Origin of the sequence: Thermus antranikianii DSM 12462 (assembly GCF_000423905.1) — a bacterium.
In the GTDB taxonomy this organism is placed as follows: Bacteria; Deinococcota; Deinococci; order Deinococcales; family Thermaceae; genus Thermus; species Thermus antranikianii.
The window spans coordinates 48,900-61,375 of record NZ_AUIW01000011.1 but is presented as its reverse complement, the minus strand read 5'-3'; the positions used below and the strand labels follow the sequence as shown (position 1 = coordinate 61,375).

The window sequence follows — 12,476 nt, the reverse complement described above, 5'->3', positions numbered from 1 at the left end:
CCCCACGGGGTAGGGTCTTGGGGTTTCCTCAGCGGAACCGGGCCTTGTACGCCAGGTAACGCTCCGTGGGGTGGACGATGAAGCCCTGGACCTCCTGCCGGATGGCCGTGACCTGGAGCTCGGAGTGGAGGAAGAGCCAGGGAGCATCCTGCCAGATCTGGGTCATGGCTTCCCGGTAGAGCTGTTGCCTTCCCTGGGGAAGGGTGGAGATGCGGGCTTGGGCCAGGAGCTGGTCCACCCTTGGGTTCCGGTAGAAGGCGCGGTTGAAACCGGGGGCCCATTGACTAGAGTGGAAGAGGGGGTAAAGCCCATAATCCGCATCCCCCGTTACCGTACCCCAGCCCAGCATGGCCATCTGGATGCGGTTTTCCCTTAGGGGGCGCTGGGTTTCCTGGAGGTAGGCTCCCCACTCCAGGGTTTGGATGGAGGCTTCCACTCCTACCCGCCTGAGCTGTCCTTGGATGGCCTCACACACCTGGATGTCCTGGAAGTAGCGCCCCGTGGGGCAATGGAGGGTGACCCTGAGGGGCAGGGTGATCCCTGCTTGGCGCAGAAGCTCCTGGGCCCGCTGGGGGTTGTACTCATAGCGGCCCACAGGGGCATAACCGAAGATGCCGGGGGCAATGGGGGCGTCGGATATCCGGCCAATCCCGCCTAGGACGAACTGGAGGATCTCCTCCTTGTTCACCGCATAGTTTAGAGCCTGGCGCACCCGGGCGTCGTTGAAGGGGGGACGCTGGGTGTTGAAGTAGATGTAGATGGTGCGTAGGCTTGGCGTGCGCACCACCTCGATGGCCCGGTTGGCCTGGAGGCGGGCGATGTCCTGGGGCGGAATGCGTACCGCCACATGGGCTTGGCCCGTTTCCACCAAGGCCACCCGGGTGGTACCCTCGGGTACGGGGATGAAGCGTACCTGAGGAATGGGAGGCTTTTCTCCCCAGTAGTTTTCGTTACGTACCAGGTCCACGAACTGCCCCTTCTGCCAGGCCTGGAAGCGGTAGGGACCCGTACCCACGGGGTTGTCCCGATACTGGGCCCCTAGGCGTTGGATGGCCGCGGGACTTTGCATGGCAGTGGAGCTATGGGTTAGGTGGGCCAGGATGGGGGCAAAGGGGTTTTTAAGGCGGAGGCGGACGGTGTAGGTGTCCACCACCTCTACCCGTTCCAGCTCGGAGAGCAGGAAGGCGAAGGGGCTGGCTAGCTCCCGGGAAACGAAGCGCTCCAGGTTGAACTTCACCGCCTCGGCGTTGAACGGGGTGCCGTCGTGGAAGGTGATGCCCCGCTTAAGGCGGATCACCAAGGTGCGTCCTCCGTCGGCGAAGCTGTGTCCTTCTGCTAGAAGGGGTACAATCCGGCCCTCAGGGGTGAGCTCAAACAGGGTCTCGCTGATGTGGGTGACCACGGTGGCTGAGGGGGAGTCCTGGGCCAAAGGGGCGTCCAAGGTTATGGGGTCGGTGCCCTGAGCCACCACCAAGCGCTGGGCGGAAGCAGGGGCCAACGCCAACAAGGCGAGGACCAAAAGACCTTTTCTCATACAAAAACCTCCTCTCTAGGGGCTATTTGCCCTGAAGCTACGGGGAGAGTATATTCCCCCAAGCCGGCGTGTGCAAGCCGGGGTATGCCCAGAGGCTCTTCTCAGCCCTCTCCCAGGTAGGCCTTCTGCACCTCGGGGTTCTGGGCCAGCTCGCGGGCCGGGCCTTCCAGGGTAATCTCCCCCGTGGCCAAAACGTAGCCCCGGTGGGCGATCTGCAGGGCTAAGCGGGCGTTTTGCTCCACCAAGAGGATGGTCTTGCCCTCCCGGTTCAGCTTCTGGATGGTTTCAAAGATGAAGTCCACCAGCACCGGGGCCAGACCCATGGAGGGTTCGTCCATGAGGAGGATCCTGGGGTTCTGCATCAGGGCCCGGCCGATGGCCAGCATCTGCTGCTCCCCGCCCGAAAGGGTGCCCCCCTTCTGCGCCCGGCGCTCGTAGAGCCGGGGGAAGAGGGCGAAGACCTCCTCCTTGCGCTTCTGCACCACCTTGCGGTCGTTTTCCAGATAGGCCCCGATCTCCAGGTTTTCCTCCACGGTGAGGCGGGGGAAGATCTTCCGCCCCTCGGGTACATGGCCTACCCCCAGGGCCACGATCTGGTGGGCAGGGAGGCGGTGGATGGGTCTTCCTTGGAAGAGGACCTCCCCCTGTCGGGGCTTGATCAGGCCGCTGATGGTGCGCAAGGTGGTGCTCTTGCCCGCCCCGTTGGAGCCGATGAGGGTTACGATCTCCCCCTCCTCCACCCTCAAGGAGATGCCCTTGAGGGCGTGGATGTGGCCGTAATAGGTGTGGACGTTCCTAAGCTCCAGGAGGCTCATGCCGCACCTCCCGCGGCTCCCCTGCCCAAGTAGGCCTCGATAACCCTAGGATTCGTGCGCACTTCCTCCGGGGTGCCCTCGGCGATCTTGGAGCCGTACTCCAGCACGGCGATGCGGTCAGAGATGCGCATGACCAGGCGCATGTCGTGCTCGATGAGGACGATGGTGATCCCCAGCTCCTCCCTGAGGCGCTGGATGAAGGCCTGTAGCTCCTCGGTTTCCCGGGGGTTCATGCCCGCCGCGGGCTCGTCCAGGAGGAGGAGCCTGGGCTTTAGGGCCAGGGCCCGGGCGATCTCCAGCTTCCGTTGCTCCCCATAGGGCAGGTTCTTGGCCAGCTCGTCCTTGCGGTGGAGGAGGCCCACGTACTCCAATAGCCTCTTGGCCTCCTCCTCGGCCCGCTTTTCCTCTCTCCGGGCCAGGGGGGTGCGGAAGAGGGCGTGGAAGTAGGGAACGTGGATGTGGATGTGCATGCCCACCAGGAGGTTTTCCAGCACGGTCATGGCCCCAAAGAGGCGGATGTTCTGGAAGGTGCGCCCTACCCCTTCCTTGGCGATCCGGTCCGGGGGTAGGCCGGTCACGTCCTTCCCGAATAGGAGGATTCTTCCCTCATCGGGAGGGTAGATGCCCGTTAGGAGGTTGAAGAAAGTGGTCTTGCCCGCACCGTTGGGGCCGATGACGGAGAAGATCTCCCCCTGGTTTACGCTGAGGCTCACGTTGTTCACCGCCACCAGACCGCCGAAGCGCTTGGTGGCCTGGGTGACCTCGAGGGCCTTCATGCTTCCTCCATCTCCGCCTTGTGGCGTTTCTCCGGGATGAGGCCTTCCGGGCGGAAGATCATCATCAGCACCAGGATAAGGCCGAAGACCAGACGCTCGTACTTGGCAGGATCCACCTGGCTAGGGATCTGGGGCAGGCTGGTGCGTACGAACTCGCTGAAGGTCTTGAGCACATCCAGGTTGAGGATGGTGAGGGCCGCGGCGCCCAGGATGGCCCCGGGGATGGATCCCATCCCTCCCAGGATCACCATGCCCAGGATGGTGATGGAGGCCAGGAGGGTGAAGGACTCGGGGGAAACGAAGGTGCGCTGGGCGGCAAAGATCACCCCCATCACCCCGGAGAAGGCGGCCCCGGTCATGAAGGCCAGGAGCTTGGTGGGCAGGAGGGGGATGCCCATGGAGCGGGCGGCCACCTCGTCCTCCCGGATGGCCACCCAGGCCCGGCCAAAGCGGGAGTTCGCCAGGTTCACGTTCGCCAGCACCACCAGCCCGATCATGAGGAGGACCAGGAAGTAGAAGAAAAGCTGGTAATCCGTGGTCTGGTCCAGCTTTACTCCCAAGGTCCCCATCAACTCCCGGAACCAGTCGATGGGGGGGCGTTGCACGGGGGTGATCCCCTGGGGACCGTTGGTGAAGTTGATGGGGTGGTCCAGGTTGTTGGCCAGGATCCGCACCACCTCCCCCAGGCCCAGGGTGACGATGGCCAGGTAGTCCCCGCGAAGCCTAAGGGCGGGAAGGCCGATGACCAGGCCGGTTAGGGCGGTGGTGACGATGGCGATCCCCATGAAGAGGTACATGTACTCCCCGGGGAGGGGGAAGTTGCCCTGCATGAAGTTCTTGGCCTGCTCGCTGCCGAAGATGGCCCAGGTGTAGGCCCCCACGGCGAAGAAGGCGGCGTAGCCCAGGTCCAGAAGCCCCGCCATGCCCACCACCACGTTGAGCCCCAAGGCCATGGCGGCGTAGATGCCGATCTGGATGCCGAGCTCGAAGACAAAGGTGTTGGCGAAGCCCGCCAGGGGCACGGAAAGGAGGAGGATGGCCAGGGCCAGGAGCACGCGGATTCCCGTGGGGATGCGGGGCAGGGTGGTGAGGGCCACCAGGATCCCCACCAGGCCGATGAGGCCCAGGGTGTTGCCCGAGCGCATGAGGCCCACGGTGAAGGCTAGGGTGAGGAGGGCTAGGTTCAGGGTCCGCCAGGTGGGGGAAAGCCGCAGGAAGGCGGTAACCCCTAAGGCCGCCAGGCCGAAGAGGTGGCTTACCGGGCTTGGAGCCAGGAAGGCGAGGCCTAGGTAGGCCAGGCTGAGAAGGAAGGAGAGGGCGTTCATACTTTCTCCTTGACCACCTGTCCCAGAAGGCCTTGGGGCCGGACCAGGAGGATGAAGATCAGGATGAGGAAGGCCACCACGTCCTTATACTCGGTGCCGAAGTTGCCGTTTGTGAGGATGGGAAGGTAGGTGCCGAAGAAGTTTTCCAGCTGCCCCAGCACAAGCCCGCCCAGCATGGCCCCCGGGATGTTGCCGATACCCCCCAGCACCGCCGCGGTGAAGGCCTTGATGCCGGGCAGGAACCCCACGTAGGGGGTGATGGTGGTGTACTGCAGGGCGAAGAGCACCCCGGCCACACCCCCCAAGGATCCCCCGATGAGGAAGGTGCGGGAGATGATGCGGTCCGGGTCTATGCCCATGAGGCTTGCGGTGTGGAGATCCTGGGCCACGGCGCGGATGGCCACTCCTAGCTTGGTGCGGTTCACCAGGTAGGTGAGGCCCACCAGCATGAGGATGGAAACCCCCATGAGGATGAAGGACTTGGTCTGGGCGAAGATGGCTCCCCCGAAGAGGCTCACGGAGCCCTCGAGGTCCTCCACCGTGCGCATGCGCAGGAAGAACTCGTTGTGCCAAAGACCTTCGATGAGGCGCACCAGGTCCTGGAGGATGAAGGAAACCCCGATGGCGGTGATGAGGGGCACCAGGCGGTTGGTGGTGCCCCGGGCCCGCAAGGGGCGGTAGGCGAAGCGCTCCACCAGGATGGCGGTGATCCCCGCCACCACCCCGCCCAGGGTTAGAGCGAGGAGGAGGAGCAGGAAACCGCTTTCCACCTGGGGAGCCAGGTAGCGGAAGACCTCCACCCCCACCACCGCCCCGATCATGAAGATCTCGGAGTGGGCGAAGTTGATGAGCTCCAAGACGCCATAGACCATGGTGTACCCCAGGGCCACCATGGCGTAGACGAAACCCAGGATGAGCCCGTCGAAGATCACCTGGGGCAATAGGGCTAGGATTTGCTCCAGCAAGGTGCCTCCTTTCTCCGGGCCAAGGGGGTGGCCTTTAGGCCACCCCCTTGGGTTGGAATCCCAGTTTACCTGGCCCCTGGAGCGGCCATCTCGATGACGCGGATCAGCTTGTTGTCGGCCCAGTTGCCGGTGGAGGCCACCTGCATGACGAAGTACTTGGCCTTCTTGTTGTCGCCCTTGTCGTCAAACTCGATGGTGCCGGTGAGGCCTTCCATCTTCACCTGGCGCACCGCTTGAGCCACCTGCTCCCGGGTGGGCTTCTTGCCGCCGGCGGCCTTGATGGCGGCCTCGAGGGCAGCCAGGATCACGTTGGCGGAGTCGTAGGCGTAGATGCCGAAGCCCTCCATGTCCTTGCCGTACTTCTGCTTGAAGCGCTGGGCCACGGCCCTCGCCTTGGGGAAGGCGGAAACCGGACCGGCCACCGTGGTGTAGAAGGTGCCGGCGGCGTTCTCCTTACCCGCCAGGCGCACGAACTCGCTGGAGTCCAGCCCGTCCCCGCCCATGAGCCGGGTCTTGACCCCCCGCTCGCGAAGCTGCTTCACGAAGGGACCGATCTGGCTGTAGATGCCCCCGAAGTAGATGAGCTCGGGCACGGGCCGGGCCGCGCGGATCTGGTTGATAATGGGCACGAAGTTGGAGGTCTCCTCGGTGCCCACGAAGGCCACTGCCCGGCCCCCCAGAGCCTCGAGGCGCTTCCTGAACTCCTCCGCCAGGCCCTGGCCGTAGGCGGTCTTGTCGTGGATGATGAAGACGTTCTTCACCTTCAGGTTGTTGAAGGCGTACTCCGCCCCCACCGGCCCCTGGACGTCGTCACGCCCGCAGATGCGGTTCACGTTGGGAAGCCTGCGGTCGGTGACCCGAGGGTTGGTGTTGGCAGGGGAGACCATGACCAGGTTCACCCGGGCGTAGACCTCGCTGGAGGGGATGGCCACGCCGGAGTTCAAGTGGCCCACCACGCCCAGGATGTCAGGGTCGTTGATGATGCGGTTGGCGTTGGCCACGCCCACGTCGGGGTTGGCCTGGTCGTCGTAGGGCACCAGGACCAGGTCAAAGCCCAGGGCCTTGAACTTGGCCTTGGCCTCCTCGATGGCCAGCTCCGCCCCCAGCTTGATCTGCTCGCCCAAGGCTGCCTGAGGACCGGAGAGGGGAGACTGGGTGGCGATCTTGATGACGTTGGCCTGGCCTAGGGCCATGCCCAAGGCGGCTACACCTGCTACCAGCAAGCCGATTTTCCTCATAAGCACCTCCTTAAGAGCACGCGTTCGCGTTGCGGCCCCATTCTAAGGGGGGGGTACCGGTTCTTGTCAATGCCCCCTCGTAAGTTTGTGCCCGACCCATGGGTCAGTCCCTCCTCCTGGAGGAGGAGGGACTAGATACCCACCCTCAGTACGTGGCCAGGTACCGGTCCAGCTCCCACTGGTGGACCGTGACCCGGTAGTCGTCCCACTCCATCTGCTTGGCCTGGACGAAGTGGGTATAGACGTGTTCGCCCAGGGCTTCCCGGATCACCGGATCCTTGCGCAGGGCCTCGAGGGCCTCCCGAAGCGTTCCCGGAAGCTCGCGGATCTTGTGCTTGCGCCTCTCCCGGACGCTCATCTGGTAGATGTTGCGCTGGATGGGGGGCGGGGGCAGGAGCTTGCGCTCGATCCCGTCGATGGCCGCGGCGGCCATGACCGCTAAGGCCAGGTAGGGGTTACAAGAGGGGTCAGGCATCCTGAGCTCGGCCCGGGTGCCCACGCCCCGGCGGGCAGGGATGCGGATCATGGCCGAGCGGTTCGCTGCCGACCAGGCGATGTTGGTGGGGGCCTCGTACCCAGGGGTGAGGCGCTTGTAGGAGTTCACCAAGGGGTTGGTGATGGCCACCATGCCCTCGGCGTGCTCCAGAAGGCCGGCGATGAAGTGCAGGGCGGTCTTGGAAAGCTGGTACTCGGCCTGGGGGTCAAAGAAGGCGTTTTCCCCGTTCTTAAAGAGGGAGAGGTGGGTGTGCATGCCGCTGCCGTTGATGCCCCGGATGGGCTTGGGCAGGAAGGTGGCGTGGAGGCCATGGTTCAGGGCCACCTTCTTCACCACCCACTTAAAGGTGGCGATGTTGTCGGCAGTGGTGAGGGCGTCCGCGTACTTGAAGTCGATCTCGTGCTGGCCCGGAGCCACCTCGTGGTGGGCGGCCTCGATCTCAAAGCCCATGGCCACCAGGACGTTCACCATGTCCCGCCGGGCCTCCTCGCCCTTGTCGATGGGGGCTAGGTCGAAGTAGCCCGCCCGGTCGTGGGTTTCCACGGTGGGGAGGCCCTCGGGAGTCCTGAGGAAGAGGAAGAACTCCGGCTCGGGGCCCGCATACATGTTGTCAAAGCCCAGCTTCTTAAGCCGCTCCACCTGGCGCTTCAACACGTACCGGGGATCCCCCTCGAAGGGGCGGCCATCGGGGTAGGTGACATCGCAGATGAGGCGGGCCACCCGGCCCCGCCCGGGGTCTTCCAGGGCCTCGGGCAGGATCACGAAGGTGTTGTAGTCGGGCTTGAGGAGCATGTCCGATTCCTCGATGCGGGTGAAGCCCTCGATGGAGGAGCCGTCGAACATGATTTCCCCGTCCAGCGCCTTTTCAAACTGGGACTCGGGGACCTCCACGTTCTTCACCACGCCCAGGATATCGGTGATCTGAAGCCTGAGGAACCTAACCTTCTCCGCCTTAAGCGCCTTGAGGATTTCCGCCTTGGTGTACGCCATTTTTTACCTCCTTGACCCGCTGGGGCCAGGCGTTTGCCCATTTCCCCCAGCAGATTGCGCAAAGTGTACGGCAAAGATGTGCACATTGTCAAGGGGATATGGTTCATCTTGCAATCCCGCGCAGGCTCGAGGTCCTTGACCCTAGGCTGACCGGGCCTTGGGTAGACTGAAGCCTGGAGGTCGGGTATGTACAAGCGGCGCGAGGTATTGAAGGCAGGGGCAGCTTTGGGTTTGGCGGGCCTGGGCTTGGGGCGGGCCCAGGGGGGGTTTACCCTCACCCTGGTGCACACCAATGACACCCATGCCCACCTGGAGCCCATGGAGCTCACCCTTTCCGGCAAGAGGGTGAGGGTGGGGGGTGTGGCCCAGCGGATCGCCTTCTTTGACCGCCTTAGGGCTAGCCGAAAAAACCTCCTCTTCCTGGATGCCGGGGATGTTTTCCAGGGCACCCTGTACTTCAACCAGTACCGGGGCCTGGCGGACCGGTATTTCATGCACCGGGCCCTTTACCGGGTCATGGCCCTGGGCAACCACGAGTTCGACCTGGGGCCCGGTCCTTTGGCGGAGTTTTTGAGGGGGGCCCGGTTCAAGGTGGTGTCCGCCAACGTGGGGGTGGAGCGGGAGCCCAGGCTCAAGGGGCTCTTTACCCCCTATGCCGTGGTGCCGGTGGGCGGGGAAAAGGTGGGGGTGATCGGCCTCACCACCCCGGACACCCGGGAGATCGCCAACCCGGGGCCCACCGTGGACTTCCTGGATCCCTATGAGACCGCCCAGAAGGCGGTGTACGAGCTGCTGAAAAAGGGGGTAAACAAGATCGTGGTCCTCTCCCACCTGGGCTACGGGGAGGACCTGAAGCTGGCCAGGAGGCTCGTGGGCGTGCAGGTGATCGTGGGCGGGCACTCCCACACCCTTTTGGGGAGCTTCCCCCACAAGGAGCTCGCCCCGGCGGGGCCCTACCCCACGGTGGTGAAGAACCCGGAGGGCAAGGACGTGTTGGTGGTGCAGGCCTGGGAGTGGGGGAAGGTGGTGGGCCTCTTGGAGGTCACCTTTGACGCCAAGGGGGAGCTCCTTGCCTACAAGGGCGAGCCCATCCTCATGACCCCCGAGGTTTCCCCCGAGGACTTCTTCGCCAAGGAGGCCCTTCTGGCCTACGCCCAGCCGGTCATGGCCCTGATGGGGCAGGTGATCGCCCAGGCCAAGGTGGACCTCATCGGCGAAAGGGCCATCGTGCGCAAGCGGGAGAGCAACCTGGGCAACCTCATCGCCGACGGTATGGTCTGGAAGACCCGGAATGCCGGGGTGCGGATCGCCCTGCAAAACGGCGGGGGGATCCGCACCACCATCCCCAAGGGACCCATTACCGTGGGCAAGGTCTACGAGGTCTTGCCCTTCGGCAACACCCTGGTGGTCATGGACCTTAAGGGCAGGGAGATCAAGGCGGCTCTGGAGAATGGGGTTTCCCAGTGGGAACAGGCGGCGGGCCGCTTCCTCCAGGTTTCCGGCCTGCGCTACGCCTTTGACCTCTCCAGGGCTCCAGGGGACCGGGTGGTGCGGGTGGAGGTGAAGACGGAGAAGGGCTATGTGCCCCTGGACCTCGAGGCCACCTACCGGGTGGTGGTGAACAACTTCATCGCCAACGGGGGCGACGGCTTCACCGTGCTCAAGGAGGCCCAAGGATACCGGGTGGATACCGGCTTCAGCGATGCGGAAAGCTTCATGGACTACCTCAAGGAGCTCAGGGAGGTGGAGGCGGGCCTCGAGGGGCGGATAGAAGTCCTCAACGAACCCAAAGGGGAAAAACCCGCCTACTGGGCCTACCGGGTTCCCGAGTGGGTGGGGGTTTAAGCCAAGACCTATTCGGCGGTGACCAGGATGCGCACGGGGTCCCCCACCCGCACCAGGCCGCCTTCCAGCACCCGGGCGTAAAGACCCCGGCCCCCGTAGAGGAGCTTGGGAAGCCTCAGGTCAAACTGGGAGAGGCTGGAGCAGACCGTGCACACCTGGGCGAATTCCAAAAGGGCTTCCCCCACCCGAAGCCGGGTTCCCGGGGGCAGGTCGTGGGGGTCTAGGTCCAGGAGAAGGTTTTCCCCCAAGGCCCCGAAGGGGAGGTCGATGCCCGCTTTCCTGGCCTTCTCGTAGGCGGGAAGCCCCGCCACCAGGACGGCCCGGTCGGGATCCTTACCCGCATGCCGGTCCCCTTTGGCTCCGAAGCCCGCCAGGAGTTCCAAGACTTCCACCCGGGGCTTGGGAAGCCCCGAGCCCAGTCCCAGGTGCAGGGAAATCACCGTACCCGTCATGGCAGCTTCAGTCCTTGCCGGTGTTTCAGAACCTCTTCTGGGCTTAAAGTCTTGGCCCGTGCAGCCTTGACCTCCTCGGGGCTGTAGGGCTTGAAACCTTGAGGAGCTCCCCACCCTGCCAGGTGGTTCAGGACCAGGGCTATCTCTTCGTCGGATAGCCAAGCGAATCCGGGCATGATGCCCGCGTACTCCTTTCCCTCAACTCTTATGGGGCCTTGGAGGCCGTAAAGTATCACCAGCAACAGGTAGGTCCGGCCGCCTTCCGCCTTAAGGAGCTTCTCCACATGCCCTTTGAGGGGTGGGAAGGTGGGAGGATTGCCTTCTCCTTGGGGCCCGTGACACCCTGCGCAGTTGGCGTAAACCTGGGCCCCGGTCTTGGGGGTGGGCGCAGGTTGGACCTGGGGCGGGGTGGGTGGGGGTTCCGTACCCAGGTAGGTGGCCAAGTAGTCCAGGATGGCGGAGCGTTCCTCGGGGGTTATTTGTAAGCCACGGGTGACCATTTCGTCGATGATGGCGTTCCACCGCTCGCGGGAGAGCCTTTCCCTGGCCACGAAGCCGATGTCGTGGCAGGTTTGGCACTTGGCCAGGACCAGGTCCTTCCCCGGTCCTTCCGGGAGGGTGTATTGTCCCAGGGCTAGGTAACCGGCGAATCCTAGGGTAAGGATGCCGAGAGGGAGAAGGCTTTTTCTTAATTTATGCATGTTACCCCCGATGGGTACATGGATTGCAACTTAAATAGCCCCTGGCCTTTGGCCAGGGGCGAGGAAGGGTTAAGCCACGGTGAACTTCACCCGCATCACGCCGTTATACTCATAGCCCCGCTCGTTCCAGGCGATGTTGCCATCCAGGGGTTGACTGCGGCCAGTGGCATCCCAGGCCCGGGCCATGACCTCGTGCTCTCCGGGGCGCAGGTAAAGGGTAGTCCGCCAGCGGATCCAGCCGAAGCTCTTCCCCTGGGTAGCCAGCTGGGCCTGATGCCAGGTGCGGCCTCCGTTGGTGGAGACCTCTACGCTCACGATGGGGACGATACCGTCGTTAAAGGCTACTCCTTCCACCCGCACGTAGGGTCCCTGTACGGTCTGGCCCTCCAGGGGAGCAAAGATAAGGCTGTTGATGGACACCAGCCAGTTAGGACGGGAGTTCTGGAAGTTGTAGGGGTAGGTCTTGCCCGGTTCCTGGGGCAGGAAGGGCAGATGGGTGTTGGGAATGGCGGGAACCCGGTAGCGGGGCATCTGCTCGGCGGTGGTGTTTTCGGCCTCGGTGAACTCGATCTTCTCCACCCACTTCACGTTGTTCACGCCGAAGTAGCCAGGGAAGACCAGGCGCACAGGACCGCCGTGCACTGCAGGCAGGGGTTCCCCGTTCATGAAAAGGGCCAAGAGGGCATGCTCCAGGGCTTGGATGGGGACGCTCCGAACAAACTCAGGGGCATTCCCCTGACGGCTGGCGTGGGCGGTGATGAAAAAGGCCTTCTCGCCCAGCTTGACCCCTTTGGCTGCCAGAAGGTCCTTGAGGCGTACCCCGCGGAAGGTTACGTTGCCCACGCCACCCCGCTTCCAAGGGTTGCCGGAGGGGCGGGGTTGGAAGAGGCTACGCCCGTTCCCCGAGCACTGGAGGACCATGGTGACCTCCGTCTGGGGCATGGCGAAAAGCTCGCTGGCTTCAAAGGTGAAGGGTTTGTCCACCAAGCCGCCCACCTCTACCTTCCATCCCTGGGGGCTCGCGCCTTCCAGGGTGTTGTACCCTGGCAGATCCACGTTGTTACGGATGAAGAAGAGGGGGTTGGGGGTGCGCTCGGGATTGCTGGCCAAGAGGTCGTAGGGAGTTTCCAGGACGATGGGGCGCTGGGAGAGGACGATGAGCTTGGGGTTCTTCCCCTTAACCAGCTGGTCGGCGGTGGGAGTTTGTTGGGCCAGGCCCCGGCTGCCTGCAGCCAACAAGGCCGCACCCATGCCCATGAGCTTAAGGGTAGTGCGCCGATCGATCTTTTCCATAGGAAACCTCCTTAGGGGCGTTTGTCCCTTCCGGTCAGCCTTAATG

At 63.9% G+C, this 12,476-nt stretch carries 11 protein-coding genes; 1 reads left to right on the top strand and 10 read right to left on the bottom strand.

Translation table 11 applies throughout. The annotated features are described in order from the left end of the window. Window positions 1–28 precede the first annotated feature (28 nt). From G584_RS0108325 to glnA, 7 genes are all read right to left on the bottom strand, one after another. The gene (locus G584_RS0108325) at window positions 29–1,534 is read right to left on the bottom strand and encodes a glutathione ABC transporter substrate-binding protein (protein WP_028494220.1); all 1,506 of its coding nucleotides are present in this window, start codon (window positions 1,532–1,534) and stop codon (window positions 29–31) included. A gap of 101 nt (window positions 1,535–1,635) precedes the next feature. After that, window positions 1,636–2,349: an ABC transporter ATP-binding protein gene (locus G584_RS0108320; RefSeq protein WP_028494219.1), complete on the bottom strand. Its 714-nt coding sequence runs from the start codon at window positions 2,347–2,349 to the stop codon at window positions 1,636–1,638. Beyond that, entirely contained in the window at window positions 2,346–3,125 is a 780-nt protein-coding gene (locus tag G584_RS0108315) for an ABC transporter ATP-binding protein (protein WP_028494218.1), read from the bottom strand. The genes G584_RS0108320 and G584_RS0108315 overlap by 4 nt, the downstream gene beginning before the upstream one ends. Further along, entirely contained in the window at window positions 3,122–4,450 is a 1,329-nt protein-coding gene (locus G584_RS0108310; protein ID WP_028494217.1) for a branched-chain amino acid ABC transporter permease, read from the bottom strand. The genes G584_RS0108315 and G584_RS0108310 overlap by 4 nt, the downstream gene beginning before the upstream one ends. Further along, window positions 4,447–5,415, bottom strand: a complete 969-nt coding sequence (locus tag G584_RS0108305; RefSeq protein ID WP_028494216.1) for a branched-chain amino acid ABC transporter permease — start codon at window positions 5,413–5,415, stop codon at window positions 4,447–4,449. The genes G584_RS0108310 and G584_RS0108305 overlap by 4 nt, the downstream gene beginning before the upstream one ends. Window positions 5,416–5,480: 65 nt before the next feature. After that, window positions 5,481–6,653 (bottom strand): branched-chain amino acid ABC transporter substrate-binding protein, encoded by a 1,173-nt coding sequence (locus G584_RS0108300; protein WP_028494215.1) that lies wholly within the window; start codon window positions 6,651–6,653, stop codon window positions 5,481–5,483. Window positions 6,654–6,798: 145 nt separating this feature from the next. Beyond that, window positions 6,799–8,139 carry a type I glutamate--ammonia ligase gene (glnA, locus tag G584_RS0108295; RefSeq protein ID WP_028494214.1) on the bottom strand — a complete coding sequence of 447 codons (1,341 nt, stop codon included), beginning with the start codon at window positions 8,137–8,139 and terminating at the stop codon, window positions 6,799–6,801. Window positions 8,140–8,325: 186 nt separating this feature from the next. On the opposite strand from glnA, the gene G584_RS0108290 reads away from it, so the two are divergent. Continuing rightward, window positions 8,326–9,984: a bifunctional metallophosphatase/5'-nucleotidase gene (locus G584_RS0108290; protein WP_028494213.1), complete on the top strand. Its 1,659-nt coding sequence runs from the start codon at window positions 8,326–8,328 to the stop codon at window positions 9,982–9,984. An 8-nt stretch (window positions 9,985–9,992) separates the two neighbouring features. Here the strand turns inward: G584_RS0108290 and G584_RS0108285 are convergent, their stop codons facing one another. The 3 genes from G584_RS0108285 to G584_RS0108275 all read right to left on the bottom strand — a co-directional run bounded on the left by G584_RS0108285 (window position 9,993) and on the right by G584_RS0108275 (window position 12,430). Continuing rightward, entirely contained in the window at window positions 9,993–10,436 is a 444-nt protein-coding gene (locus G584_RS0108285) for an MOSC domain-containing protein (protein ID WP_028494212.1), read from the bottom strand. Then, window positions 10,433–11,137, bottom strand: coding sequence for a c-type cytochrome (locus G584_RS12960; protein WP_028494211.1), 705 nt, complete (start codon window positions 11,135–11,137; stop codon window positions 10,433–10,435). Before G584_RS12960 ends, G584_RS0108285 begins: the two co-directional genes overlap by 4 nt. Window positions 11,138–11,206: 69 nt before the next feature. Next, window positions 11,207–12,430 (bottom strand): sulfite oxidase, encoded by a 1,224-nt coding sequence (locus G584_RS0108275; protein ID WP_028494210.1) that lies wholly within the window; start codon window positions 12,428–12,430, stop codon window positions 11,207–11,209. Window positions 12,431–12,476 lie beyond the last annotated feature (46 nt).